The 25,119-nt window shown below is 63.8% G+C and carries 24 protein-coding genes; 16 read left to right on the top strand and 8 right to left on the bottom strand.

The features are described 5' to 3' along the window. Positions 1–422 precede the first annotated feature (422 nt). From I6F21_RS11525 to I6F21_RS11515, 3 genes are all read left to right on the top strand, one after another. Positions 423–809: a hypothetical protein gene (locus I6F21_RS11525; RefSeq protein ID WP_050995893.1), complete on the top strand. Its 387-nt coding sequence runs from the start codon at positions 423–425 to the stop codon at positions 807–809. Positions 810–1,054: 245 nt separating this feature from the next. Then, complete coding sequence (locus I6F21_RS11520; protein WP_225141312.1) at positions 1,055–1,927, top strand: ABC transporter substrate-binding protein; 873 nt, start codon at positions 1,055–1,057, stop codon at positions 1,925–1,927. Positions 1,928–2,131: 204 nt separating this feature from the next. Further along, positions 2,132–2,695: a group 1 truncated hemoglobin gene (locus tag I6F21_RS11515; protein ID WP_225141313.1), complete on the top strand. Its 564-nt coding sequence runs from the start codon at positions 2,132–2,134 to the stop codon at positions 2,693–2,695. A gap of 432 nt (positions 2,696–3,127) precedes the next feature. On the opposite strand, the gene frc is transcribed toward I6F21_RS11515, so the two are convergent. The 3 genes from frc to I6F21_RS11500 all read right to left on the bottom strand — a co-directional run bounded on the left by frc (position 3,128) and on the right by I6F21_RS11500 (position 6,971). Next, on the bottom strand, positions 3,128–4,405 hold the full coding sequence (gene frc / locus I6F21_RS11510; RefSeq protein WP_036005670.1) for a formyl-CoA transferase: 1,278 nt from the start codon (positions 4,403–4,405) through the stop codon (positions 3,128–3,130). A 62-nt stretch (positions 4,406–4,467) separates the two neighbouring features. Beyond that, positions 4,468–6,201: an oxalyl-CoA decarboxylase gene (gene oxc / locus I6F21_RS11505; protein WP_225111776.1), complete on the bottom strand. Its 1,734-nt coding sequence runs from the start codon at positions 6,199–6,201 to the stop codon at positions 4,468–4,470. 74 nt (positions 6,202–6,275) lie between these two features. Next, positions 6,276–6,971 (bottom strand): GntR family transcriptional regulator, encoded by a 696-nt coding sequence (locus I6F21_RS11500; protein WP_157282741.1) that lies wholly within the window; start codon positions 6,969–6,971, stop codon positions 6,276–6,278. A 351-nt stretch (positions 6,972–7,322) separates the two neighbouring features. On the opposite strand from I6F21_RS11500, the gene I6F21_RS11495 reads away from it, so the two are divergent. From I6F21_RS11495 to I6F21_RS11450, 10 genes are all read left to right on the top strand, one after another. After that, entirely contained in the window at positions 7,323–9,452 is a 2,130-nt protein-coding gene (locus tag I6F21_RS11495) for an acetate--CoA ligase family protein (protein WP_036005664.1), read from the top strand. Between the two features lie 195 nt (positions 9,453–9,647). Next, on the top strand, positions 9,648–10,490 hold the full coding sequence (locus I6F21_RS11490; protein WP_225141472.1) for an IclR family transcriptional regulator: 843 nt from the start codon (positions 9,648–9,650) through the stop codon (positions 10,488–10,490). Between the two features lie 105 nt (positions 10,491–10,595). Continuing rightward, on the top strand, positions 10,596–11,564 hold the full coding sequence (locus tag I6F21_RS11485; RefSeq protein WP_036023339.1) for a tripartite tricarboxylate transporter substrate binding protein: 969 nt from the start codon (positions 10,596–10,598) through the stop codon (positions 11,562–11,564). Beyond that, on the top strand, positions 11,561–12,046 hold the full coding sequence (locus tag I6F21_RS11480) for a tripartite tricarboxylate transporter TctB family protein (protein ID WP_225141314.1): 486 nt from the start codon (positions 11,561–11,563) through the stop codon (positions 12,044–12,046). Before I6F21_RS11485 ends, I6F21_RS11480 begins: the two co-directional genes overlap by 4 nt. Continuing rightward, positions 12,046–13,545 (top strand): tripartite tricarboxylate transporter permease, encoded by a 1,500-nt coding sequence (locus tag I6F21_RS11475; RefSeq protein WP_036023341.1) that lies wholly within the window; start codon positions 12,046–12,048, stop codon positions 13,543–13,545. Before I6F21_RS11480 ends, I6F21_RS11475 begins: the two co-directional genes overlap by 1 nt. 120 nt (positions 13,546–13,665) lie before the next feature. After that, positions 13,666–15,468, top strand: a complete 1,803-nt coding sequence (locus I6F21_RS11470; RefSeq protein WP_225141315.1) for an adenine deaminase C-terminal domain-containing protein — start codon at positions 13,666–13,668, stop codon at positions 15,466–15,468. A gap of 152 nt (positions 15,469–15,620) precedes the next feature. Further along, positions 15,621–17,405 (top strand): glyoxylate carboligase, encoded by a 1,785-nt coding sequence (gene gcl, locus I6F21_RS11465; protein WP_225141316.1) that lies wholly within the window; start codon positions 15,621–15,623, stop codon positions 17,403–17,405. Between the two features lie 13 nt (positions 17,406–17,418). Continuing rightward, positions 17,419–18,204, top strand: a complete 786-nt coding sequence (gene hyi, locus I6F21_RS11460; protein ID WP_036005630.1) for a hydroxypyruvate isomerase — start codon at positions 17,419–17,421, stop codon at positions 18,202–18,204. A 100-nt stretch (positions 18,205–18,304) separates the two neighbouring features. After that, entirely contained in the window at positions 18,305–19,192 is an 888-nt protein-coding gene (locus I6F21_RS11455; protein WP_225141317.1) for a 2-hydroxy-3-oxopropionate reductase, read from the top strand. 112 nt (positions 19,193–19,304) lie between these two features. Beyond that, the gene (locus tag I6F21_RS11450; protein ID WP_036005622.1) at positions 19,305–19,688 is read left to right on the top strand and encodes a DUF1236 domain-containing protein; all 384 of its coding nucleotides are present in this window, start codon (positions 19,305–19,307) and stop codon (positions 19,686–19,688) included. A 38-nt stretch (positions 19,689–19,726) separates the two neighbouring features. On the opposite strand, the gene I6F21_RS11445 is transcribed toward I6F21_RS11450, so the two are convergent. From I6F21_RS11445 to I6F21_RS11435, 3 genes are all read right to left on the bottom strand, one after another. Next, complete coding sequence (locus I6F21_RS11445; protein WP_036005619.1) at positions 19,727–20,098, bottom strand: antibiotic resistance protein VanZ; 372 nt, start codon at positions 20,096–20,098, stop codon at positions 19,727–19,729. A gap of 77 nt (positions 20,099–20,175) precedes the next feature. Then, positions 20,176–20,772 (bottom strand): thiamine pyrophosphate-dependent enzyme, encoded by a 597-nt coding sequence (locus tag I6F21_RS11440; protein ID WP_225141318.1) that lies wholly within the window; start codon positions 20,770–20,772, stop codon positions 20,176–20,178. An 8-nt stretch (positions 20,773–20,780) separates the two neighbouring features. Continuing rightward, complete coding sequence (locus I6F21_RS11435; protein WP_225141319.1) at positions 20,781–21,332, bottom strand: thiamine pyrophosphate-binding protein; 552 nt, start codon at positions 21,330–21,332, stop codon at positions 20,781–20,783. A 242-nt stretch (positions 21,333–21,574) separates the two neighbouring features. Here I6F21_RS11435 and I6F21_RS11430 point away from each other — a divergent pair, with 242 nt between their 5' ends. Further along, positions 21,575–22,624 carry a hydroxyacid dehydrogenase gene (locus I6F21_RS11430; RefSeq protein WP_036035094.1) on the top strand — a complete coding sequence of 350 codons (1,050 nt, stop codon included), beginning with the start codon at positions 21,575–21,577 and terminating at the stop codon, positions 22,622–22,624. 116 nt (positions 22,625–22,740) lie between these two features. Further along, positions 22,741–23,181, top strand: a complete 441-nt coding sequence (locus tag I6F21_RS11425; RefSeq protein WP_036005608.1) for a flagellar basal body protein — start codon at positions 22,741–22,743, stop codon at positions 23,179–23,181. A gap of 36 nt (positions 23,182–23,217) precedes the next feature. Here I6F21_RS11425 and I6F21_RS11420 read toward each other — a convergent pair whose 3' ends face one another. After that, positions 23,218–24,159: a dehydrogenase gene (locus tag I6F21_RS11420; RefSeq protein ID WP_225141320.1), complete on the bottom strand. Its 942-nt coding sequence runs from the start codon at positions 24,157–24,159 to the stop codon at positions 23,218–23,220. A gap of 164 nt (positions 24,160–24,323) precedes the next feature. Here I6F21_RS11420 and I6F21_RS11415 point away from each other — a divergent pair, with 164 nt between their 5' ends. After that, positions 24,324–24,536, top strand: coding sequence for a hypothetical protein (locus I6F21_RS11415; protein WP_036005605.1), 213 nt, complete (start codon positions 24,324–24,326; stop codon positions 24,534–24,536). A gap of 3 nt (positions 24,537–24,539) precedes the next feature. Here I6F21_RS11415 and I6F21_RS11410 read toward each other — a convergent pair whose 3' ends face one another. Then, positions 24,540–25,115: a GNAT family N-acetyltransferase gene (locus tag I6F21_RS11410; RefSeq protein ID WP_036023349.1), complete on the bottom strand. Its 576-nt coding sequence runs from the start codon at positions 25,113–25,115 to the stop codon at positions 24,540–24,542. Positions 25,116–25,119: the final 4 nt, after the last annotated feature.

Here is a 25,119-nt window from a genome sequence, read left to right as displayed (position 1 = left end):
GATTGTCGGACTGACGATCCACTATGGCATAGATCACTTCCGAAATTCGAAACGGGACGCCATCGAGGGGGAGCGCCGGGGAGCCGGAGAGCAATGAACGTCAGGCTGAAGGGAATGCATCAGCTCCCCTGAGAGGAGTGACGGCGAGTGAAAATCGCCTATGGGCTCGTCGCTGACGTCCTTGCGCCTCGCGAGCCTGCGATGCCGCCGCCAAAGCTCGCGGCGATCCGGCACTGGCTGCGCAGCATGCAGAGATGATGCGGCATCATCTTTGTCGACCAGGGTGTCGGCGCATTGAGCCGGTCGAGATAGCCAACGAGCACGGACGCCGATGAACCTCATCCTGAGGAGGCGCGTGAGCGCCGTCTCGAAGGACGAGGCGTGCGCGCAGGCCGGCACCAGTCAATGCGAAGGACAGGGCCGTGATCGATCCTGCAAGGGTCGGCTTTGTCGGTTTCTCGCTCGGCGGGGCGACCGGCCTCGTGCTGATGGGGATCAAGCCGGATTTCGCCAGGGTCGCCAGCCTCTGCAAGGAGACGACCGGCATGTGCGCACAGCTTCACAACGGCGAGACGCCGCCCGAGCCGATACAGGACGCGCGCATTCGCGCCGCCGTCATCGTTGATCCCGCACCGGCGACCCTGACGCGAGACACCGCGGACGGTGTAATGCTAAGGGACACGACGAGCGACCATGGTGCGAGCTACGATCTGATTGCAATTAAGCCGGACCGCGCCCCAGTTGACCTCGCCTCCGTGCTGCCGCCGGCCCGTTTATTTGTGCGTGCCACCTGGGGAATACCTGATTAGTTCGGCTGTACTTCTTCCGCTTCTGGCCCTTGGCAGACCTATTGCGGCTTCGTGTTCGACAGCAGCTTTTGACCCGAAGCAGTCATTGCACCCGGTATAGTCTCACGAAAAAAGTGCTAAGCTGATCTTCCCACAGGCGTGATCCCTAGAGGGGAGCGACGCATGCGACGGCGGGAATTCATAGCCTTCAGCGGTGCCGTAGCAATCCTCCCATATACTGCGGGGCTCAGGCCCAAGTCCGCCGCGTGGGTGCGCTCCTAGCTAGCCCTCTAAGCAGGCCAATTCTCGAAAGAGTATTGAAGGAGAAAGGATGGCTGTTGGGTCAGAACCTGCTCATAGACTATTGCATAAGCGATGGCGATACTGAGGAGAGCCGCAAGTGCGCGCGCGAATTGATCTCGTTGAAGCCTGATGTCTTGTTCGCGGTTACCAACCCGTCGATGGCGTCACTGCAAGCTGAGGGGTCTAACATCCCGACCGTATTCGCGATGGTCAGCGATCCGATTGGAATGCGCTATGTCGAGACTTTCGCGCGGCCCGGTCGTAATGTTACCGGCTTCACTGCCTTTGTACCATCTCTCGGGGGTAAGTGGGTCTCCCTGCTGAAGGAAATCGCGCCGCAGATTGAGCGGATCGGCGCGATCTACAACCCAGAACCAGGGAATAACTCTGCTGCGTTTCTCGCTTCGATAAAGGCCGCCGCACAAACCTCCGGAGTGGTTTCGGTGGAGACGCCCCACGGCGATAGCTCCAGCATCGAACGGCTAATCGTATCTCTCCAAGACACGCGGAACGCTGGTCTTGTTTTTCTACCTGACGCACTGACTGCCGCACGACGGAAGGAAATGACCGCGCTTGTTGCTAAGTGCAGGTTGCCCGCGATCTACTTCCTACGACTATTCTGCGATGTAGGGGGTCTTGTTTCGTATGGAGTAAACCTCAATAAAATATATGCAGGCGCGGCATCCTACGTTGATCGAATTTTGCGCGGCGCCAATCCGGCAGACCTGCCAGTGCAAGCTCCGACCGAATTCGAATTCATCATCAACACCGCGAGAGTGCTCGGCTTGGAATTACCCGAAAGCCTCCTAGCCCGCGCCGATGAAATTATCGAATAGAGAGCCGACTTCCGCTTGTGGCCCATCGCAGACGTCCCGAGCGGCCATACGCGCCAATGTGCGGTGAATCGTTCTTAGCGTGTAACCCCGACGCTTCCATCTTAATCCATCGACCTAAAATTTAATGCCGGAAGAAAGTGACGAATTCTGACCGGCGGCATGCTCCCAACGGATTATCCTGTTGCCTCACCAGAGGAGGTGACCATGGTACAATTTATTCCGACTTCCATCACACGACGAAGCATGGTCGCAGGAATGGCGCTGACCGCCGCCCCGACGACTGCATTGCAGGGAGCGAGTAAGGCATACGCGCAGGCCCAGCAAACCTCGCCTGAGAAAAGTCTGTATGAGCGGCTGGGCGGCGTTTTTGCTATTGCGGCCGTGGTGGATCACTTCAGCGACGCTGTCGTGAAGAATCCCGTCGTGGGCCAGAAGTCCAAGAATCCGCAACTACGAGAATGGCACACCAAGAACCTGACAAGGTTGCCGGGCCTCAAGTTCATGCGGACGCTGTGGGTCTGCGACGTTTCGGGCGGGCCCCTTAAGTTCGCGGCCACCAAGCCTGGCGCGACGCCGCTCGGACTTGAGGAAGCGCACCGCAATCTCAGAATATCGCCGGCAGAGTTCGATGAGGTCGCGGCGGAACTCGGGCGGAGCCTCGACTTTGCCAAGCTCCCTAAGCGCGAGAAAGCCGAGGTGCTGGCTGCGTTTGCCGCGCACAAGGACGAGGTTACCGCCGGGTCTGCGACGGTCGGCAAGCGCGGCTGAAGGGTGATCTTCCCGGTCTTCGCTAGCACCGACTGGCTCCGGCTGGGCGGGCACGTTGGATCGCGCCGCGATCCGTCCAGTTGTGGCCCATGCTGACGTCCCTCAGGCTGACGTCCGATAAGCGCCCTTGGACTCCAGATCTCTGCAGCCCCTTCCGCGAACAGCGTGTGGTCGGGATCCGCTCCGATGTGCAGCAGCCAGCGCCTGATGTGCGCTCCCGGCATGATAGCCACGATGGCATAATACCCCTGTTTTGCCCGACGGGTCAGAAGTGTTTCGTCGAATCAGAAATATCGTTGCGTGCCAACGGGATGGCTACTGTGCATGGGGTTGTTTTCCAGTTTTGATTTTGAGCCTGCGATTGCACGCCTTCACAAGCAAAAGGGGCCGCCCCTTCGGACGGCCCCTTTGGTCTCGTGAAATGTGGTCCGCTTACTCCGCGGCCTGCTTCTGCGGCGGGTCGAGCGCGCCCGACTTGTGGATCTCGGCGACCTGGTGATCGCTGAAGCCGAGCACCGAGCGCAGGATCTCGTCGGTGTGCTCGCCGAGCAGCGGCGATCGCGTCACGTCTGCCGGGCTATCCGACAGCTTGATCGGGTTGCCGACCGAGACGTACTTGCCGCGGGTGGGGTGGTCGACCTCGACCACCGTGCCGGTGGCGCGCAGCGACTGGTCTTCCGCGATCTCCTTCATCGACAGGATCGGGCCGCACGGGATGTCGTCCTTGTTGAGGATCTCCATCGCCTCGAACTTTGTCTTCGTCATCGTCCACTGCTCGATGCGGGCGAAGATCTCGTTGAGGCGCGGCAGGCGCGCCGCCGGCTTGGCGTAGTTCGGATCGGTCTTCCAGGTGGGTTCGCCGATCACATCGCAGATCTTCTCCCAGACCGGGGCCTGGGTGATGAAGTAGATGTAGGCGTTGGGATCGGTCTCCCAGCCCTTGCACTTCAGGATGCGGCCGGGCTGGCCGCCGCCGGAATCGTTGCCGGCGCGCGGCACGGCGTCGCCGAACGGCACGCCTTCGCCGAACTGGCTGTATTCCTTCAGCGGGCCGTGGGCGAGGCGCTGCTGGTCGCGCAGCTTGACGCGGCAGAGGTTGAGCACGCCGTCCTGCATCGCGGCAGTGACGCGCTGGCCCTTGCCGCTGTGGGTGCGCTGGTAGAGCGCGGTGACGATGCCGAGCGCGAGGTGCAGGCCGGTGCCGCTATCGCCGATCTGCGCGCCGGTGACGAGCGGGACGCCGTCGCGGAAGCCGGTGGTGGAGGCGGCGCCGCCGGTGCACTGGGCGACGTTCTCATAGACCTTGCAGTCTTCATACGGTCCGGGGCCAAAACCCTTGATCGAGGCGACGATCATCTTCGGGTTGATCGCCTGGATCTTCTCCCAAGGAAAGCCCATGCGGTCGAGCACGCCGGGGCCGAAATTCTCCACCAGCACGTCGCACTTCTTGATCAACTCGGTGAGGACTTCCTTGCCCTTGGGGTTTTTGGTGTCGAGCGTGATCGAGCGCTTGTTGTGGTTGAGCATGGTGAAATACAGGCTGTCCACGTTCGGGATGTCCTGCAGCTGGCCGCGGGTGATGTCACCCACGCCCGGGCGTTCCACCTTGATCACGTCGGCGCCGAACCAGGCCAGCAGCTGCGTGCAGGTCGGTCCTGACTGGACGTGGGTGAAGTCGAGAATGCGAACGCCCTCGAGCGCTTTGGTCATCGTATTGCTCCGTACTCTGTCTGCCCCTGCACCCGGCAGGGAATAAGGGTTGAGGGGTGGACTTACTTCTTCTTCTGCAGAACGCTCTGTGGATTGAGGTTGCCGATGCGGCCGCTCTCCGAGCCGGCGGCCGGATCGATCACGGCGTTGATGAGCGTCGGCTTACCGGACTTCATGGCGTCGTTGACGGCACGCTTCAGCTCGTCCGGCGAGGTCGCGTTGACGCCGACGCCGCCGAAGGCTTCCATCATCTTGTCGTAGCGCGCGCCCTTGACGAACACGGTCGTTGCCGGATCGGAGTTGGCGCCGTTGACGTCGGTGCCGCGATAGATGCCGTCATTGTTGAAGATGACGACGCAGATCGGCAAATTGTAGCGGCAGATGGTCTCGACCTCCATGCCGGAGAAGCCGAACGCCGAGTCGCCTTCCACGGCCAGCACGGGGTGACCGGTCTCGAGCGCGGCCGCGATCGCCTGGCCCATGCCGATGCCCATCACGCCCCAGGTGCCGACGTCGAGACGCTTGCGGGGCTTGTACATGTCGATGACGCCGCGGGCGAGGTCGAGTGTGTTGGCGCCTTCGTTGACGAGGATCGCCTCGGGATAGTCCTTGATGACGTTCTTCAGCACACCGAGCGCGCCGTGATAATCCATCGGCGATTTGTTGTTCATGAGCTTCGGCGCCATCTTGGCGACGTTCTCTTCGCGCTTGGACGAGACCGCCTTGGTCCATTCGGCCGGCGGGGCGGTCCAGGATGATCCCATCGCCTGGTTGAAGGCGGAGACGACCGAGCCGATGTCGCCGACGACGGGCGCGACGATCTCGACGTTGGAATCCATCTCCTTCGGCTCGATGTCGACCTGGATGAACTTCTTCGGCGCCTCGCCCCAGCTCTTGCCCTTGCCGTGCGACAGCAGCCAGTTCAGCCGCGCGCCGATCAGCATGACGACGTCGGAGTCCTTCAGCACCGTCGAGCGGGCGGCGCCGGCGCATTGCGGATGGGTGTCGGGGAGCAGGCCCTTGGCCATGCTCATGGGCAGGAACGGAACGCCGCTCTTCTCGACGAAGCTCTTGATCTCCTCATCGGCCTGCGCGTAGGCCGCGCCCTTGCCGAGGATGATGAGGGGGCGCTTGGCGCTCTTGAGCACGTCGAGCGCGCGCTTCACGGATGCGGGCGAGGGGATCTGCGCGGGCGCCGCGTCTATCACCTTGACCAGCGACTTCTGGCCGGCCTCGGCGTTCATGACTTGGCCGAACAGTTTTGCCGGCAGGTCGAGATAGACGCCGCCCGGACGGCCTGAGACCGCAGCGCGGATGGCGCGGGCGAAGCCGATGCCGATGTCCTGGGCGTGCAGCACGCGATAGGCCGCCTTGCACAGCGGCTTTGCGATCGCAAGCTGGTCCATCTCCTCGTAGTCGCCCTGCTGGAGGTCGACGATCTCGCGCTCGGAAGAGCCGGAGACCAGGATCATCGGATAGCAATTGGTGGTGGCGTGGGCGAGGGCGGTGAGACCATTGAGGAAGCCGGGCGCCGACACCGTGAGGCAGACGCCGGGCTTCTTGGTGAGATAGCCGGCGATGCCGGCGGCGTAGCCGGCGTTCTGCTCGTGACGGAACGAGATCACGCGAATACCCGCGGCCTGCGCCATGCGGCCCAAATCCGTGATCGGGATGCCCGGCACATTATAGATGGTGTTGATGCCGTTCAGCTTGAGCGCGTCGATGACGAGATGGAAGCCATCCGTCAGTTCCTGCTCGGTGCCCGGTGCTTCGGACTTGGTCGCGGTATTCAGCATGGGCCTTGTCTCCCTGGTCTCAAGGTGCGGGGCGAATTGTTCGCCCTTCTGGTGAACGTTGCTTAAGTGAACAGTTACGTAAACAGTTCTTGGCCGTGCGCTTCGACGTAAGCGGCAAGGCCGAGGGTGTGATCGCGGGCGCGCTTCTCGGCAAGCTCGGTGTCGCGCGCTTCCAGCGCTTCGATAATGCCGAGATGCTCGGGCAGTGACGTCGCGGTGCGGTCCTTGCGTCCGATGGTCAACTGGCGATAGCCGCGCACGTGCAAGAGCAGGTCGTTGGTGAGATCGACCAGCACGGGGGATTCCGACAGCGAGATCAGCGCCTGGTGGAAGGCGATGTTGGCGCGCGAATATTCCTCGACGTGATCCTCGGGCAGTCGGTCCTTGCCGAAATCCTTGAAATAGTCGCGCAGCGCCGTGATGTCCTTCTTGCGCGCGGTGGTGGTGATGAGGCGGGCGGCCATGCTCTCCAGCGCCGCCCAGGCGCGGATCATGTCGACGATCTCGCTCTTGGTCCTGCGCACCACCATGATGCCGCGGCGGGGCACGGTCTTCACGAAACCGTCCTGCTCCAGCATCGCGATGGCCTCGCGGATCGGCGTGCGGCTGACGCCAAGCCTCTCAGACAATGCGCGCTCGTCGAGCATCACCGGCTCGGGCGTCGAGTAGATGTCCATCTTGAGGATGGCTTCCTTTAAGGCGTCATACGCCTTGTTCTTGAAGCTGCTCTCCGGGGCAATACGAACGATTGCGATGTCTGCCTCGGCCATGTTCGGCAACGCCTTGGTTGGTTTCCGTAGTGACACGACGAATCTCCTCCAGTGGGGAGTCGTCTTTTACAGGAATATTAACTGGAAAGTTTTTGGCATACCACATGCCAGAATGTCAAGCTGCCTATTTTTTGCGGCCTTCTAGGCCATGCACCAGCTTGACAAGTTGGCTTCTGGCATACCAAATGCCATCGCCAGCCATTTTTGATCCATGCCGGCGGAGTAGTCTTGAGGCTTATGCCACTCCGTACCGCCGCATGGAACAGAGCGCGGCGAATGGCAAGCATCATGGGCAGCCGCAAACACGCGCGCGCTTTGAAAAGAACGAACTGAGGTCAAGGGAGAAGCCACATGTCCAATTCCAAAGATGCCGTCCGCAAGGTGCTTGACCAGGTCAAGGCGGACAATCGCACCAGCCTGACGGCCCCGGAAGGCAAGCTGGTCTGCGACGCCTACGGCATTCCGGTGCCGAAGGAGGGCGTGGCCAAGTCGGCGGGCGAGGCCGGCAAGATGGCTTCGTCCATGGGCTTCCCCGTCGTGATGAAGATCGTCTCGCCGGACATTCTCCACAAAACCGAAGCCGGCGGCGTCATCGTCGGCCTCAAGACGACCGAGGAGGCCGAGAAGGCCTACGAGACCATCCTCGGCAACGCAAAGAAATATAAGTCCGATGCCAAGATCGAAGGTGTGCAGGTGCAGCAGATGTTGGCCGGCGGAACCGAGGTCATCGTCGGCTCGATCACCGACGGCTCGTTCGGCAAGCTGGTCGCCTTCGGCCTCGGCGGCGTGCTGGTCGAGGTGCTCAAGGACATCACCTTCCGCCTCGCGCCGGCGACCAAGGAAGACGCGCTCTCGATGCTCGACGGCATCCAGGCGCACGAGATCCTGAAAGGCGTGCGCGGCGGCGAGCCGGTGAACCGCAACGCGCTCGCCGACGTCATCGTCAAGGTCTCGCAGCTCGTCACCGATTTCCCTGAGATCGTCGAGCTCGACCTCAACCCGGTGTTCGCGACGCCGAAGGATGCCACGGCCGCAGACGTCCGCATCGTGGTCGACTTCGCCTACAAGCCCAAGCCGAAGCCGCGTCCGACCGATGAGATCGTCGCGGCGATGAACCGCATCATGCAGCCGAAGGCGGTCGCCGTGGTCGGCGCCTCCGCGGAGGACGGCAAGATCGGCAATTCCGTGATGAAGAACCTCATCAACGGCGGCTACAAGGGTGAGATCTATCCGATCCATCCCAAGGCCGCCGAGATCCTCGGCTACAAGGCCTACAAGAGCGTCAAGGACGTGCCTGGTGTGATCGACGTCGCGGTGTTCGCAATCCCCGCGAAATTCGTCGCGGCCGCGCTGACCGAATGCGGCGAGAAGAAGATCCCCGGCGCGGTGCTGATCCCGTCGGGCTTCGCTGAAGCCGGTGCGCCGGAGCTGCAGGCCGAGATCGTCGAGGTCGGCAAGAAGTACGACATCCGTCTGATGGGGCCGAACATCTACGGCTTCTATTATACGCCCGCCAATCTCTGCGCGACCTTCTGCACCGCCTATGACGTCAAGGGCCATGCGGCGCTGTCGTCGCAGTCGGGCGGCATCGGCATGGCCATCATCGGCTTCTCGCGCTCGGCCAAGATGGGCGTGTCCGCGATCGTCGGCCTCGGCAACAAGTCCGATATCGACGAGGACGATCTGCTCGCCTTCTTCGAGCAGGACCCGAACACCAATCTGATCGCCCAGCACTGCGAAGACCTCAAGGACGGCCGCGCCTTCGCGGAAGCCGCAAAGCGCGTGTCCAAGAAGAAGCCGGTGGTGGTGCTCAAGGCCGGCCGGACCTCGGCCGGCGCGAAGGCGGCGTCGTCCCACACCGGCGCGCTCGCCGGCAACGATCGCATCTATGAGGACGTGTTCAAGCAGTCCGGCGTGATCCGTGCCCGCTCACTTCGCCAGTTGCTCGAATTCGCCCGCGGCGTACCGGTGCTGCCGACGCCGAAGGGTGAGAACGTTCTCATCATCACCGGTGCCGGCGGCTCGGGCGTGCTGCTGTCGGACTCCTGCGTCGATAACGGCCTGTCGCTGATGTCGATGCCGCCGGATCTCGATGCGGCCTTCCGCAAGTTCATCCCGCCGTTTGGAGCGGCCGGCAATCCCGTGGATATCACCGGCGGCGAGCCGCCGATCACCTACGTCAACACCGTGAAGCTCGGCCTGTCGGATGAGCGCATCCACGCGCTGATCCTCGGCTATTGGCACACCATCGTCACGCCGCCGATGGTGTTCGCTCGCAACATGGTCGAGGTGAAGAAGGAGATGGAGGCCAAGGGTTTTGTGAAGCCGATGGTTGCCTCGCTCGCTGGCGACGTCGAGGTCGAGGAGGCCGCCGAATATCTCTATCAGAACGGCATCCCGGCTTACGCCTATTCGACCGAGCTACCGGTCGAGGTGCTTGGCGCCAAGTACAAGTGGGCGCGCGGGGCAGGGCTGCTCTGAGCTTGCGTTCACCTCTCCCCGCTTGCGGGGAGAGGCCGGAATTTGCACAGCAAATTCCGAGCGAGGGGGAGCTTCCGCGAGTCCAATTGCCACTGTCCTTGCGGAAGCTCCCTCTCACCCTGACCCTTTCAGAGCGAGCGTTGCTCGTCTCGGCCCCGCAAGCGGGAGAGGGGAAGAGAAGAAATGCAGGTCGCGATGAGCAAGAACGTGATCCGGCGCAAATCGCTCGAGCCCAAATCGGCCTCGGAGGCCGATCACGAGAGCCGCGAGGGTGGCGTGCAATCGGTCGACCGCGCGCTGTCGATCATCGAGACGCTGGCCGAGGACGACGAAGGCTATCGTCTGAGCGATCTCGCGATCCGCACCGGCCTGTCGGCGTCCACCGTGCACCGGCTGCTCGCAACGCTCGAAAGCCGCCGCTTCGTGCAGTTCGACCGTGGCGAATCCAAATGGCATGTCGGGGTGCGCAGCTTCACGGTCGGCGCCAGCTTTGCGCGGCGACGCAATTTCTCCGCACAGGCGATTCCATATTTGCGCAAGCTGCGCGATCTCACCCGCGAGACGGCCAATCTCGCCGTGGTCGACGATGAGTTCATCATCGTGCTGACCCGTATGGAAAGCCGCGAGATCATGCGCTCGCTGACCAAGGTCGGCGGCCGCGTCCCCATGGTGACCTCCGGCGTCGGCAAAGCGGTGCTCGCAACCTATTCAGACGAGGATGTCGGCGCCGTCATCCGTCATCACGGCATGCCCCGCCTGACCGAGAAGTCGATCGTGCGCCCGAGCGACCTGTTCAGGGAGCTCGAGAAAATCCGCAAACAGGGCTTTGCCGTCGACGATGAGGAGGCGCAGATCGGCCTGCGCTGCGTCGCCGCGGTGGTATACAACGCGCTGGCCGAACCGCTTGCGGCGATCTCTGTTTCCGGCCTGACGAGCCGCGTCACCGACGAACGGTTGCCGGAGATCGGCCAGATCGTCCGGGACGTCGCGGCGGAACTGACTGCCGCGCTCCGCGGGGTGATCCCGGCGCCCCGCTGACCAAAAACCCTGAGGCATGTCACTGGACAGCATCGGCCGTTTTGGTTGATATGCGACCAAACGACACAATGCGGCAAACGTCCGCATGAGCCTGGAGATGCCCTAATGTTCCGATTTCCCGTGCGCCTTGTCGGCGCAGCCGTCGCGTTGACTCTGGCGGCAGCCAATCCGGGCTTTGCCCAGCAGCTCGAGCTCAAGTTGATGGCGCCGGCGGCTCCGGGCGGAGGCTGGGACCAGACCGCGCGCTCGATGCAGCAGGCGCTGGTGGCTGCGGGCGTCGCCCGCAGCGTGCAGGTCACCAATGTTCCCGGTGCAGGTGGCAGCGTCGGCATCGCGCAGTTCGTCAACGGCGCCAAGGGCGACGGCAACCAGATGATGGTCAACGGCTTCGTCATGGTCGGCGCGCTCGCCATGAACAAGTCGCCAGTGACGCTGGAGCAGGTGACGCCGATCGCGCGCCTGACCGAGGAAATCCAGGTGATCGTGGTTCCCGCGAACTCACCGATCAAGACTGCGCAGGATCTGGCCGCCGCGGTGAAGGCCGATATCGCCAAGGTCACCTTTGCCGGCGGTTCGGCCGGCGGCGTCGACCATGTGATGGCGGCCTTGTTCGCTGGCGCCGTCGGTGCCGACGCCAAGAAGATCAATTACATCCCGTTCTCCGGCGGCGGCGAGTCGCTGGCGGCGATCCTCGGTGGCAAGGTCACCGCGGGCATTTCGGGGCTCAGCGAATATGAAGGGCAGATCAAGTCCGGCAAGCTGCGCGCGATCGGCGTGACCTCGGAGAAGCGCATCGCAGGCAGCGACATCCCCACGTTCAAGGAGCAGGGCATCGACCTCGTGATCGCCAATTGGCGTTCGGTGGTCGCGCCTCCCGGCATCACGCCGGAGCAGCGCAAGACCTTGAGCGATGCGGTCGAGAAGATGGTGAAGTCTGACGCCTGGAAAGAGATCCTCAAGCAGAAGGGCTGGGAGGATGCCTATCTCGGCGGCGATGCTTTTGCCGACTTCCTGAAGAAGGAAACGGCCCGTGTCACCGACGTGCTGAAATCGGTCGGCTTGGTCAAATCATGACCTCGGGCGATCCCGTCCAGCCGCCGCGGCGCGTCGACCGCGCCGGTCTCGTCATCGCGGCATCGCTTGCGGTGCTCGCGGTCGTGCTGGTCTGGGACGCGCGCGGCCTGCAATCTGCCGCGATGTACGGGATGGGGCCGGAGGCGATGCCGGTCGTGGTCGCCTGCGGCCTTGCGCTGCTTGCGATCGGCAATTTCGTCGATGCACTGCGCGGCAATCTGCCGGCACGCGAAAGCGCCGATCCCGTGCCTGTGGTTCTGATCCTCGTCGGTCTGGCGCTGCTGATCGCCATCATCGGCTTTGGCGGCGGCTTCATCCTAGCGACCTCGGCCCTGTTCGTGACGACCTCGACGGCCTTCGGGCGCCGTGCCATCCTCATCGACGCCATCATCGCTCTCGTGATGTCGACCCTCATCTATCTCGCGTTCGACCGGTTGTTGACGCTGAGCCTGCCTGCCGGCCCGCTGGAGCGACTGCTGTGATGGATACCTTTGCCGCGCTGGCTCACGGCATGGCGGTCGCCGTCCAGCCGATGAACCTGCTTTACGCGCTGATCGGCGTGTTCCTCGGCACGGCCGTGGGCGTTCTGCCCGGCATCGGCCCGGCATTGACGGTCGCGCTGCTGCTGCCAGTGACCTACAAGCTCGACCCCGGCGGTTCGCTGATCATGTTCGCCGGCATCTATTATGGCGGCATGTACGGCGGATCGACCACAGCGATCCTCATCAACACGCCGGGTGAAAGCGCCTCGATGGCGACCGCGCTCGAAGGCAACAAGATGGCCAAGGCCGGCCGCGGCGGGCCGGCGCTTGCGACCTCCGCAATCGGTTCCTTCGTCGCCGGCACCATCGCCACCATTGGCTTGGCTTTCCTTGCGCCATGGCTGGTCGATGTCGCCGTGCGCTTCGGTCCGGAGGATTATTTCGCGCTGATGTGCGTTGCCTTCGTCACGGTGTCGGCGACCTTCGGCGATTCCCCAATCCGCGGCCTGACCAGCCTGTTCATCGGTTTGACGCTCGGTCTCGTCGGCATCGACAAGTTGACCGGTCAGGCGCGGCTTGCGTTCGGCGTTCCTGAATTGCTCGACGGCGTTGAAGTCACAACGCTCGCGGTCGGCCTGTTCGCGGTGGGCGAGGCACTCTACGTCGCATCGCGCCGCCACCACACCGAGGAGAAGCTGGAGCCGGTGCGCGGCTCGCTGTGGATGACCAAGGAGGACTGGAAGCGGTCTTGGAAGCCATGGCTGCGCGGGACCATGTTCGGTTTCCCGATCGGTGCGCTCCCGGCCGGCGGCGCGGAGATCCCGACCTTCCTGTCCTATTCGACCGAGAAGCGGCTGACGAAGCATCCCGAAGAATTCGGCAAGGGCGCGATCGAAGGGGTCGCCGGCCCCGAAGCTGCCAACAACGCCTCCGCTGCCGGCACGCTGGTGCCGCTCTTGACGCTGGGCCTGCCGACCTCGGCGACCGCCGCGATGATGCTGGCGGGCTTCCAGCAATATGGTCTCAATCCGGGCCCGCTGCTGTTCGCCGAGCGGCCCGACCTCGTGTGGGGCCTGATCGCAAGTCTTTTCATCGCCAACATGATGCTGCTGGTGCTCAATCTGCCGCTGGTCGGCCTGTGGGTGCGGCTGCTCGCGATCCCGCAGCCCTGGCTCTATGCCGGCATCCTCGTGTTCGCGACCATGGGCACCATCGCGGCAAAGCCGTCGGTGGTGGAACTGTCGATGCTCGCCGGTTTCGGCGTGCTCGGCTTCCTGATGCGCCGGTTCGATTTCCCGATCGCGCCCGTCGTGGTCGGCCTGATCCTGGGCCCGATTGCCGAAAGCCAGCTGCGCCGCGCGCTCGCGATCAGCCTCGGCGATCCCATGACGCTGCTGCAGAGCCCGATCTCGGCAACGCTCCTCGGCGTCGCGCTGATCGCGCTGGTGGCGCCCTTCGTCTTGAAGGGGCTCGGGCGGTTCAAGGCGAATGAGGACTAGCGGAACTCATCAACGGCCAGTTTGCCCAATGCGTAAGCAAAGGTGCCGTTTTATTTGAGTTGCCCCTGCCGCCGTCGGGGGCAACCATCGCTGGGCTGTCCAATATCCGTGAGAGCCCCGATGACCAAACTCACCCGCTTCACCGTTGCTCCCCTGCACAGCATGACGCGGCGCTTGGCCGATGTTGCGTCGGCCCGCGTCGCGCCGGATCTCGTCGTCACGGGGGCGCGGGTGCTCTCGACCTATTCGGAGCGCATTCATCAGGGGCGGGAAGTCTGGATCACAGGCGGCCGCATCGCGGCGGTGAAACCGGCAGGCACAGCCAAGAAAGCCTGGAGCGATGTTCCGCTGTATGACGCCGCCGGTGGCATCATCGCGCCCGGCCTCGTCGATCCGCACATCCACATCGAATCCTCGATGGTGACGGCCTGCGCCTATGCCGAGGCTGCGTTGCTGAACGGCACCACCACGATCTTCTGCGACAGCCACGAGATCGGCAACGTCATGGACGTCGCCGGTGTGGAGGCGATGCTGGAAGATGCGCGCGAGGCGCCGCTGTCGATCTTCTTGACCGTGCCGAGCACGGTTCCCGCGACCTCGGCTGAACTGGAGACGGCGGGCGGCGACCTCACGCCGGACAAGATCGCCGGTCTGTTCGATCGCTGGCCCGAAGCGGTGGCGCTTGGCGAGAAGATGGATTTCGTGCCTGTCACGATGGGCGACGAGCGCAGCCATGCCATCCTCTCCGCAGCCTTAAAGCGGGGGCGTCCCGTTTCCGGGCATGTCTACGGCCGCGAATTCGTTGCGGCCTATGCAGCATCCGGCGTCACCGACACCCATGAGGCGATCGACCGCGACATCGCCGATGACCTGCTCGATGCCGGCGTTTGGGTGTTTTTGCGCGGGGGACCGCCGACCACGCCCTGGCATTCGCTGCCGCAAGCGATCCGAACGATCACCGAGCTCGGGGCCTCGCACAAGCGCACCACCGTTTGCACCGACGATCGCGATGCCGACGATCTCCTGCTGTTCGGTCTCGACTGGGTGGTGCGCGAGGCCGTGAAGGCGGGGATGTCGCCCGAGCAGGCCTGGTCAATGGGCTCTCTGCATGGAGCGACCCGCTTCGGGATGGAAGGCGATATCGGCGGGCTTGGCGGCGGCCGCCGCGCCGATCTCGTGCTGATGGACGATCAGCTCGAGCCACAATGCACCTGGTATGGTGGCGAGCTCGTGGTCGAGCACGGCAAGATCACCCCGCGTCTCGATCAGGCGCTGTCGCATCGCTACCAATATCCCAAGGGAGCCTATGCGACCGTCAAGCTGCCGCAGACGATGAAGCTGACGCCCGAATTGCCCGCGAAGGCCTGCACCGTCAACGCCATCAAGACCGCGCTGCCTGGCATCACGCTGATCCACGAGAAAGTGGAGATCGAACCCGCAAAAGACTGGCCGTCGCTGTTCGCGCGCTACGGTCTCTGCTTCGTCGCCGTGGTCGAGCGTCATGGCAAATCCGCCGGGAACGTTGCCCATGGGCTCCTGAAGGATTTCGGCCTGAAGCGCGGCGCGGTCGCCTCCAGCGTCGGACACGACAGCCACAATCTCATCGTCGCTGGCACCAACGAGGGCGACATGCAGGTCGCCATCGCCGCCATCAAGGAGCGGCAGGGCGGCGTCTGCGTCGTCGCCGACGGCGAGGTGAGGGCGCTGGTTCCGCTGCCGATCGCAGGACTCCTGTCCGACAAACGTGTCACCGAAGTGGCGGAAGAGGTGAAGGTGCTGAAGAAGGAATGGGCCGAGGCCGGCTGCACCATCCCGTACATGGGCTTCAATTTGATTCCGCTATCGGTCATTCCGGAAATTCGCATCACCGATAAGGGACTCGTGCTGGTGCCGCAGATGCAGCTGGTGCCGCTGTTCGAGTGAGCTGCTTTCACGCATCTGTTGATCTAACCGATTGACACGTCCACGATTTTCTCGTGGTTGCCGCATCGTGGAAAATAAAATCGGTCTCGTTGAGATCGGCTTCTGCGTATCTGATGATCTCGCTCGCTGACGCAATTTGAGCGAGGTCCGATATGGCGAAGATGCGAGCTGTCGATGCGGCCGTGCGTATCCTGGAGAAGGAAGGTATATCGACGGCCTTCGGTGTTCCCGGCGCTGCAATCAATCCGCTTTACTCGGCGCTGAAGAAGCGCGGCTCGATCCGCCACATCCTGGCGCGCCATGTCGAGGGCGCTTCGCACATGGCCGAAGGCTATACACGCGCCAAGGCCGGCAATATCGGGGTCTGTATCGGCACCTCCGGGCCGGCTGGCACCGACATGATCACCGGTCTTTACTCCGCGATCGCCGATTCCATCCCGATCCTCTGCATTACGGGGCAGGCGCCGCGCGCGCGGCTCTACAAGGAGGATTTCCAGGCGGTCGACATCGAGTCGATTGCAAAGCCTGTCACGAAGTGGGCACTGACGGTACGTGAGCCGGCGCTGGTGCCGCGTGTGTTCAGCCAAGCCTTTCACGTGATGCGCTCAGGCAGGCCGGGGCCGGTGCTGATCGACATGCCCCTCGACGTACAGCTCGCCGAGATCGAATTCGATGACGAGACCTACGAGCCGCTGCCGGTCTATAAGCCCGCCGCGACGCGCAAGCAGGTCGAGAAGGCGCTGGAGATGCTCAACGCCGCCGAACGGCCGCTGATCGTCGCGGGCGGCGGCATCATCAACGCCGACGCCTCGGACCTGCTGGTCGAGTTCGCCGAAATCGCCAACATACCCGTCGTGCCGACGCTGATGGGATGGGGCGCGATCCCCGATGATCACGTGCTGATGGCCGGCATGGTGGGTCTCCAGACCAGCCACCGCTATGGTAATGCCACGCTGCTGGAGTCCGACTTCGTGCTCGGCATCGGCAATCGCTGGGCCAACCGCCACACCGGCTCGGTCGAGACCTACACCAAGGGTCGCAAATTCGTTCACGTGGACATCGAGCCGACGCAGATCGGGCGCGTGTTCAATCCCGATCTCGGCATCGTCTCGGACGCAAAGGCCGCGCTCGAACTGTTCGTCGCCGTCGCCAGGGAGTGGCGGCGGTCAGGCAGGCTCCGCGAGCGCCAGGCGTGGCCTGCGGCCTGCCGCGACCGCAAGAAGACGATGCTGCGCAAGAGCCATTTCGACAACGTCCCGATCAAGCCGCAGCGCGTCTACGAGGAAATGAACAAGGCGTTCGGCCGCGACACCACCTATGTCACCGTGATCGGCCTGTCGCAGATCGCCGGCGCGCAGTTCCTCGGCGTCTACAAGCCCCGCAACTGGATCAATGCCGGGCAGGCGGGGCCGCTCGGCTGGACGCTGCCGGCCGCGCTCGGCGTGCGCGCGGCGTGCCCGGAGCGCGAGATCGTCGCGCTCTCCGGCGACTACGATTTCCAGTTCCTGATCGAGGAGCTCGCGGTCGGCGCGCAGTTCAATCTGCCCTACATCCACGTCGTCGTGAACAATTCCTATCTCGGCCTGATCCGACAGGCCCAGCGCGGCTTCGACATGGACTATCACGTCCAGCTCTCCTTCGAGAACATCAACGCGCCCGAGATCGGCGTCTACGGCGTCGACCATGTCGCGGTCGCCGAAGGCCTCGGCTGCAAGGCCATCCGCGTCACCGACTCGAAGGACACGCAGGCAGCGTTTGCGACCGCCCGCGAATTGATGGCCAAGCACCGCGTGCCTGTGGTGGTCGAGTTCATCCTCGAACGGGTCACCAACATCGCGATGGGCACGGAGATCGACAACATCGTCGAGTTCGAGGAGGTGCTGGACCTTCCGCTCGACGAAGTCGAGACCACGCGCGTGCTGCAGCCGGCGGAATAGGGGAAGAAGCACCATGCCGAAATTTGCCGCCAATCTCACCATGCTCTTCAACGAGATGCCGTTCCTCGACCGCTTTGCGGCGGCGAAGGCGGCGGGCTTTGCCGGGGTCGAATATCTCTTCCCCTATGATTTCGACAAGGCGCAGCTGCGCGAGCAGCTCGAGGCGCATGGCTTGACTCAGGTGCTGCACAATCTCCCCGCCGGCAACTGGGCGGGGGGCGAGCGCGGCATTGCGATCCTGCCCGACCGCATCGCCGAATTCCGCGACGGCGTGTTCCGCGCGATCGATTATGCCAGGGCGCTCGATTGCGAGCAGCTCAACTGCCTCGTCGGCATCGCCCCTGTCGACGCCGATCCGCACGAGCTTCGGGAGACGCTGGTCGGGAATCTGCGTTTTGCAGCTTCGTCGCTGGCGCGAGAGAACATCAAGCTATTGGTCGAGCCCATCAACACGCTCGACATTCCCGGCTTCTTCCTCAACGGCACCGAGCAGGCGGTGCAGCTGATCTCCGAGGTGAGATCGAACAACCTCTTCATCCAGTACGACATCTACCACATGCAGATCATGGAAGGCGATCTCGCCCGCACCATGCAGGAATATCTGCCTCAGATTGCTCACGTCCAACTTGCCGACAATCCCGGCCGTCACGAGCCCGGCACCGGCGAGATCAACTATCCCTTCCTGTTCCGCCACCTCGACGCGATCGGCTATCGCGGCTGGATCGGCTGCGAATACAAGCCGCGCACCACGACGCTGGAGGGCCTGTCGTGGCATGCGGCACAGACGTTTGAGACCTGAGAATATTGCCACGTCGGCGGTGCGCTCCCTCTCCCGCTAGCGGGAGAGGTGCACCGAGTGCGCGGATGAATTTTGCTACTTCAACTGTGAGAAATCAAACATGACCAACATCGGCTTCATCGGACTTGGCACCATGGGACGGCCGATGGCCGGCCATCTCCTGGCCGCGGGCCATCGCGTTCTCCTGCATGACGTTGCGCCGATCGCGCCAGAGCTGATGTCCGCGGGCGGCATCGCCTGCACATCCGCCAGCAAGGTCGCGGAGCAGGCGGACGCGGTCATCATCATGGTGCCGGATACGCCGCATGTGGAGGCCGTGCTGTTCGGCAAGGAGGGTGTCGCTAGCGGCATCTCCAAGGGCAAGATCGTCGTCGACATGAGCTCGATCTCGCCGCTGGCGACGAAGGAGTTTGCGAGGAAGATCGAGGCGCTCGGCGCCGATTATCTCGATGCGCCGGTGTCGGGCGGGGAGGTCGGCGCCAAGGCGGCGAGCCTCACCATCATGGTCGGCGGGCCCGAGCGGGCCTTTGGCACCATGAAGCCGATCTTCGACAAGATGGGCAAGAACGTCACGCATGTCGGCGCCAACGGCGACGGGCAGACGACAAAGGTTGCCAACCAGATCATCGTCGCGCTCACCATCGAAGCCGTGAGCGAGGCCCTGTTGTTCGCATCCAAGGCCGGTGCGAATCCCGCGCTGGTGCGCAAGGCGCTGATGGGCGGCTTCGCGTCCTCGCGAATTCTGGAGGTGCATGGCGAGCGCATGGTGAAGCGCAATTTCGATCCTGGCTTCCGCATCGAGCTGCACCAGAAGGATCTCAATCTCGCGCTCGAAGGTGCGCGTGCACTCGGCCTGTCGCTGCCGAGCACGGCGGTGGCGCAGCAATTGTTCTCGTCCTGCACTGCACATGGCGGCAAGGCCTGGGATCACTCCGCCATGGTGCGGGCGCTGGAACTGATGGCGGGGCATGAGATCGCCAGGGCCTGAACTGTTACGCGGTAACACTGTCCAGTGATGCATCTTTCGTCGCAGGGGAACCGGAACAATGCTCCGGCCCCGCGGGTTGAAGGCGCAGGACAATCACTGGAGACAAAACACCATGAAAACCCGTCTTGCGATTACGTTGGCTGCAGCGTCGCTGCTGGCGTCGAGCGCAGCCTTTGCTCAGTCGACGACCGAACAGGGCGCCAGGGACGGCGCGCGTGCAGGTGGCGACATCGGCGGCCCGATCGGTGCAATGGTTGGCGGCACCGTGGGTGCAGCCGTCGGCGCCGGTCTCGAAATTCCGAATGCGGTCCTCGGCGGAATTCCTCGCAGCGACTCCGTCGTGGTCCAGGAGCGCGTCGTGGTCGGCGAGCCGCTGCCTCCGACCGTGGTGCTGCGGCCCGTGCCGAACTACACCGAATATCGCTATGCGGTCGTGAACGATCGCCGGGTGATCGTCGAGCCGCGCACACGCCGCGTGGTCAAGATCATCGACTGATCGACGCAATTTTGTGCTGAGCAGGGCCCTGCGGAGCATCACTCCGCGGGGCCTTCGCTTGTCATGGCGGAGCTGGTGCGAAAGCGCGAGAGTAGCCGGTCTGCGGCGGCGGCGAGTGCAAAGCCGAGGCACGCGGTGGCAGCATCGACCAAAAAATCCACCAGCCGCGCGTGACGGCCGGGTGCCCAAAATTGCATCAGCTCGAGAACGCCGATCAGGACGACCGCGGCCGCTGCGCTCAGCAGGCGCCGGCGTGGATAGGCGAGGCCGAAGGCCAATCCCACCATGACGAAGGCAAGCGCATGTTCGCCGTCCTGACCGAGGTCGGAATGGGGGCGAAGGCCGGGAGGACCGAGGGTGGCGAACGTAACGGCAGCGGCGAGCAGCCAGGCAAAGGTACGAATGAACATCCGGGTCGCTTAGCACGAATTTGGTCGGGTTGTCGCGAGGCTCGTATCAGATCGCCGTGTAGTTAATGACAAAAATGTTAAAGCGGATAGCGCACGCCGAGGCCATGCATGAAGCGTTCCCGGATCTGCACGGGGTCGCGCCGGGTGGTGCCCACGCCGGGCTTGTCGTCAATCCTGACCGCGATCAGGCTCGGCTCGGAAGCGGCCATGGCGTCGTCGACCAGCCGCTCGAAATCTTCCTCGTCCGCGGCCCAGGCGCTGCTCGCAAGACCAGAGCCAATGGCAATGGCGACGATGTCGGCAACGTTCGCTGCCGGCGTCGGCTGCGCCCCGGTGATTTGGTAGATGCCGTTGTCCATCACGATCATCGTGAGGTTCTTCGGCTTCAAGGCTGCAATCGTCGAGAGCGCACCGAGCTGCATCAGGAGCGAGCCGTCGCCTTCCAGCGCGAAGACGCGGCGGTCGGGCTGCGCCAGCGCGACGCCGAGCGCGATCGGAAAGGCGAGTCCCATGCTGCCCAGCATGTAGAAGTTCTGCGGGCGGTGGCCGGCGGCCCACAGGTCGAAATTGGTGTTGCCGATGCCGCCGATCACGGCTTCCTCGTGCTTCAGCTTCGCGATCAGCCGCGAGGTGACGTCGAAACGGTTCATCACCTTGGTGTTGCCAGTGTTCATCGCCGGCCTCACTTGTCGAAGACCTTGCCGCCCGTCAGCAGCGGGTTGAGGATCAACGCCACCGGCGCCTGCGTGGTGACGGCCTGCTTGATCGAGCGGTCGGTGATGAATTCGAGCTCGTCGAGCCGGGTGATGGTGTGATGCTCCAGCGCCAGCGAATTCAGCACCGGTCGCATGGTGCGGCAGACCAGGGACTGGCCGTAGTTGAATTCGCCGAGCGTGCCGCGCTCAGAGACGAGCATGATCAGCGGAATCTGGTAGGGCACTGCGAGCGAGGCCAGCACGTTTGCGAGCGTCGCAAAGCCGGAGGTCTGCATCAGCACCGCGCCGCGCCGACCGCCCATCCAGGCGCCGGCGACGATGCCGACGGCCTCTTCCTCACGGGCGGTCGCGAAAGTGGTGAAGAAGGGATCGGCGTGCAGGTTCTTGATCAGCGGCGTCAGCACGCGGTCCGGCACGTAAGGGATCAGGTTGATCTCGTTCCGCTTCAAGGTTTGCAGGACGATGCCGTGCCAGCTTCCGTCGCTGCTCCCCTGCGGCTGCTGTTCCGCAATCGCCATCGCGCTCTCCCTAGGGCCGCGCATACTTCTTGGTTCTTGCCGTCGCGGCGGTCTGCCGAACTTGACGCGGGCAGCGGGATTGTCAACATGTCCGCCCCGTCACCGTGATCTGCGCCAGCAGGCCTGCCGTGGCCGGCACCGCCATGGCATAAGCGGCGACAACCAGAACACGGGAGGGGCATAGGAGGGCGCGCATCGCGCTGACCTTGCGGATCTCCCGCGAACGAGCCGGAAGGGTCCTGATGTCCGTCAACAACAAGCGCGTCGTCTACTCCAATTATTTGGCCAATCCGATCTATATCGATATCCTGAAGGCCCGGCCCGACGTCCGGCTCGATCGCATCGAAAATGGAAGCCCCGAGGATGTTTATGGCCCGCTCCTCGGCGCTGCCCACGTCTACCAGGTCGGCGCCGCCCGCGATGAGCTCGCCCCGCATTTCCATGTCGATGCCGCCTTCCTGAAGCGGACGCCGAATTTGCTGCTGGTCTCCAGCAATGGTGCCGGCTTCGATCCCGTCGACGTCGAGGCCTGCACGGAGGCAGGCGTCGTAGTCGTCAACCAGTCCGGCGGCAACGCCCATTCGGTCGCCGAGCACGCGCTGGCGATGATGCTGACGCTGTCCAAGCGCATCATCCAGTCGGATCGCCGGCTGCGCCGCGAGCGCGACGTGAACCGCAACGATCTCGTCGGCAACGAGGTCGAGGGCAAGACCGTCGGCATCATCGGCCTCGGTAATGTCGGCCGGCGCATCGCCGCCTTGTGCAAGGGCCTGCTCGGCATGACAGTGCTTGCCTACGATCCGTATTTGTCGGCTGAGGTGATGGCCGAGCGGGGCGGGGAGAAGGTCGAGCTCGACGAGCTGTTGCGCCGCGCCGATTTCGTCTCGATCTCATGCCCGCTCAACAAGGGCAGCCGCAACTTGATCAGCACACGCGAATTCGCGCTGATGCAGCCGCATGCCTATTTCATCACCACCGCACGCGGCTTCATTCACGACGAGGACGCGCTGCTGCAGGCGCTGCGCGACAAGCGCATCGCCGGTGCCGGCCTCGACGTCTGGTCCAAGGAGCCGCCGCCGCCGGAGCATCCGCTGCTCCAGTTCGACAACGTGCTGGCGAGCCCGCACACGGCAGGCGTCACCATCGAGGCGCGCCAGAACATGGGCCGGATCGCCGCCGAGCAGGTGCTGGATGTGCTCGACGGGAAGCGCCCGCCGCGCATCATCAATCCCGAAGCCTGGCCGCGCTATGCCGAGCGCTTCAAGCAGGCTTTTGGCGTGACGCCGGGGTAGGGCGCGCGAAGCCCAGTCGCGCGCCGATCCTTGGTTATCAGGATGAAAACGGAGCGCGGTGGATTTTACTGATGGCGTGAATGAACGCGTATGACCTCTCCTGTAGATCAGGGAGCATGAGCATACTTTCGATTGCGACATCCGGACTTTCTGCGGCGAGTTTGCGCGTGAACGTGGCGGCGAGCAATATCGCCAACATCAGCACGACCGGCCCACTACCCGCGTCAGGCGGGTCGAGCGCATCGGCCGGTGCGGGCATTGCTCCAACGTTTCCTGCAGCCTACGTGCCCTTGCGGGTCGATCAGGTCTCCCAGTCGAGCGGTTCGACGCCGGGCGGTACGGTTGCGACCGTATCGACGGTATCGCCGAGCTATACCGCGCAATCCGACCCGAGCGCTCCCTTCGCAAACCAGGACGGCCTGGTGGCAGCGCCGAATGTCGATCTTGCTAGCGAATTCGCTCAGCTGGTGACCGCAAAATACAGCTTCGTTGCCAATGCGAAGGTCATTCAGGCCTACGCCGAGACGCAAGACACGCTCCTCGACATCAAGGCGTGAGGGCTGACGTCGGCCGTGTCTCGCCAGCCTGGGCCACTACCCCAGCTTTGCGCCGAGCTGCTGGAACACGGCCTCGCAGGTCATGAGGTCGAGATGGCCGCCGCCCGCGTTCTTGAAGAACGTGATGTCGGACGGTGACGTTCGCCCCTGCACAAGGCCGCCGACGAGGTCGTAGAGGTCGCCGAGGACGTCTGCCTCGCTGATCGCGCCGCTCGCGATCGGCTGCAGGATGTCGCCGACGCCGTGGAAGGCGGATTCCCGCCGGTCCACGAAGACGCGGGAGCGCTTGGCCGCCTCGTCATCAGCCTCCCGGGTTTGCGGTGTGTAGCCGCCGACGAGGTCCAGATGCGTGCCCGGCCGCAGATTGAGGCCCTTGATCAGCGGCTGATGCGCGCGGGTGCAGGTGGTAATGACATCGGCCTCGCGCGTCGCGGCGTCGAGATCCGTGATTGCTTCCGCCTTGATGCCGGCCTTCGCCAAGCGCTGAGCGAGATCCACGCCCCGGTCCGGGCTGCGATTCCAGATCAGCACGCGCTCCAGTGACGGCCGCACGGTGCGATGACCCCGGATCAGCCATTCGGACATCTCGCCGGCCCCGACGCAGAGCAGCGTCTCGGGATTGGGCGGGGCGAGCAGTTTCGTGGCCAACGCGGAGTCGGCTGCGGTGCGCCAATGCGTGATCTCGGTCCCGTCCATCGCCGCCAGCGGCCGGCCGTTGGTGCCGTCGAACAGCACGCACACGGCCTGCACCGCCGGCATCCTGCCTTCGGCCAGATTGGCTGGAAAGCTGGTGAACATCTTGCTGGCCATGTATCGGCCGGGATCGACGGCGCTGCGGATGACGTATTGCCCCCTCTCGTCTCCAAGGAAGGCGTCCAGCACCTCCATCTTCGGCCGGCGATGCGCTTCTTCGAGGGCCTCAATCAGGATCGGAAAGGTCAGAGCCTTCGTGACTTCGGTATCGGAGAAAAAGTGCAAGGCAAGTTCCTCATTGGCGACCGGCATTTGCCCATAAACCCGCGCGGCAGGTTCCGCAACGAATCTTCCGCCGGGACTGGACAAGCCTTGATCCGCGTCAAAATCTCCTTTCCCCGTCCGGCCTAAATGGGACTAGAGTGCCGGCGGGCAGGCAGGGAGGTCCCATGTCAACTTATGTCGTCAGGTTCATGAAGGACGTGCTCGGCGAATACGGCCGGCAATGCGAGGTCTGCCAAGGCACGCTCGAGATCGACGCCGCCGACGAGGACGAGGCCAGGGAACGGGCGAAAGCGAGGTTCTGCAAGGACCAGGCGTTGCATCACTGGTCACTGCATGCCGACCGCATCCATGTCAGACCCGCCGACTTCCCGTCGTAGCGACTAGCGCCCGGGTGCCGTGACGGGCGGGGGCGTCGTCGTCCCCGCGCCGAGCGAGCGTTGCACCATGACGGTGTCGGACCAGCGGCCGTGGCGGTAGGCAACGCCGCTGAGCAGGCCGGCGCGTGCGAAACCGAACCGCTCGTGCAGCGCCAGCGAGGGCGCGTTATCTGCATCGATATAGCCGATCATCTGGCGGAAGCCGGCCGCCGCGCAGGCGTCGATCAATTCCTGCAGCAACAGCCGTCCGACCCCGCGGCCGAGATGGGCGTGGTGGACGTAGATCGAGTGCTTGGCGGTGTAGCGATAGGCCGGCCTTTTGCGGAACAGCACGGCATAGGCATAGCCGACGACCTCGCCGCGCCAGGTCGCAACCAGATGCGGCAGGCGGGTCTGCTTCAGGTTCTTGCGCCGGTCGCGCAGATCGTCCGGCTCCGGCGCACCGGTTCCTTCGACATCGCGCGGCACGCCGCTGCGGACGTGATGGCGGTAGATCGCCAGCATCGCCTCGATGTCGCTTTCGCGTGATGGCCGAACCAGGACGGGTTCATCGCTCGCGCGCGCAGCTGCTTCGTTCATCGGC

Source organism: Bradyrhizobium sp. NBAIM03 (assembly GCF_020194055.1).
Taxonomy (GTDB): domain Bacteria; phylum Pseudomonadota; class Alphaproteobacteria; order Rhizobiales; family Xanthobacteraceae; genus Bradyrhizobium; species Bradyrhizobium yuanmingense.
The sequence above is the reverse complement of the archived record's forward strand: the minus strand, read 5'-3'. Positions and strand labels throughout refer to the sequence as shown.

Excerpts from the sequence above, each read along its gene's own strand:
- I6F21_RS11480 (WP_225141314.1), top strand. The coding sequence starts at position 11,561 with ATGACCTCGGGCGATCCCGTCCAGCCGCCGCGGCGCGTCGACCGCGCC.
- I6F21_RS11435 (WP_225141319.1), bottom strand. The coding sequence starts at position 21,332 with ATGGCGATTGCGGAACAGCAGCCGCAGGGGAGCAGCGACGGAAGCTGG.
- I6F21_RS11495 (WP_036005664.1), top strand. The coding sequence starts at position 7,323 with ATGTCCAATTCCAAAGATGCCGTCCGCAAGGTGCTTGACCAGGTCAAG.
- frc (WP_036005670.1), bottom strand. The coding sequence starts at position 4,405 with ATGACCAAAGCGCTCGAGGGCGTTCGCATTCTCGACTTCACCCACGTC.
- I6F21_RS11410 (WP_036023349.1), bottom strand. The coding sequence starts at position 25,115 with ATGAACGAAGCAGCTGCGCGCGCGAGCGATGAACCCGTCCTGGTTCGG.
- I6F21_RS11430 (WP_036035094.1), top strand. The coding sequence starts at position 21,575 with ATGTCCGTCAACAACAAGCGCGTCGTCTACTCCAATTATTTGGCCAAT.
- I6F21_RS11415 (WP_036005605.1), top strand. The coding sequence starts at position 24,324 with ATGTCAACTTATGTCGTCAGGTTCATGAAGGACGTGCTCGGCGAATAC.
- I6F21_RS11475 (WP_036023341.1), top strand. The coding sequence starts at position 12,046 with ATGGATACCTTTGCCGCGCTGGCTCACGGCATGGCGGTCGCCGTCCAG.
- I6F21_RS11515 (WP_225141313.1), top strand. The coding sequence starts at position 2,132 with ATGGTACAATTTATTCCGACTTCCATCACACGACGAAGCATGGTCGCA.
- I6F21_RS11450 (WP_036005622.1), top strand. The coding sequence starts at position 19,305 with ATGAAAACCCGTCTTGCGATTACGTTGGCTGCAGCGTCGCTGCTGGCG.
- I6F21_RS11470 (WP_225141315.1), top strand. The coding sequence starts at position 13,666 with ATGACCAAACTCACCCGCTTCACCGTTGCTCCCCTGCACAGCATGACG.
- hyi (WP_036005630.1), top strand. The coding sequence starts at position 17,419 with ATGCCGAAATTTGCCGCCAATCTCACCATGCTCTTCAACGAGATGCCG.
- I6F21_RS11490 (WP_225141472.1), top strand. The coding sequence starts at position 9,648 with ATGAGCAAGAACGTGATCCGGCGCAAATCGCTCGAGCCCAAATCGGCC.
- I6F21_RS11425 (WP_036005608.1), top strand. The coding sequence starts at position 22,741 with ATGAGCATACTTTCGATTGCGACATCCGGACTTTCTGCGGCGAGTTTG.
- I6F21_RS11440 (WP_225141318.1), bottom strand. The coding sequence starts at position 20,772 with ATGAACACTGGCAACACCAAGGTGATGAACCGTTTCGACGTCACCTCG.
- I6F21_RS11445 (WP_036005619.1), bottom strand. The coding sequence starts at position 20,098 with ATGTTCATTCGTACCTTTGCCTGGCTGCTCGCCGCTGCCGTTACGTTC.
- I6F21_RS11485 (WP_036023339.1), top strand. The coding sequence starts at position 10,596 with ATGTTCCGATTTCCCGTGCGCCTTGTCGGCGCAGCCGTCGCGTTGACT.
- I6F21_RS11455 (WP_225141317.1), top strand. The coding sequence starts at position 18,305 with ATGACCAACATCGGCTTCATCGGACTTGGCACCATGGGACGGCCGATG.
- I6F21_RS11500 (WP_157282741.1), bottom strand. The coding sequence starts at position 6,971 with ATGGCCGAGGCAGACATCGCAATCGTTCGTATTGCCCCGGAGAGCAGC.
- oxc (WP_225111776.1), bottom strand. The coding sequence starts at position 6,201 with ATGCTGAATACCGCGACCAAGTCCGAAGCACCGGGCACCGAGCAGGAA.
- gcl (WP_225141316.1), top strand. The coding sequence starts at position 15,621 with ATGGCGAAGATGCGAGCTGTCGATGCGGCCGTGCGTATCCTGGAGAAG.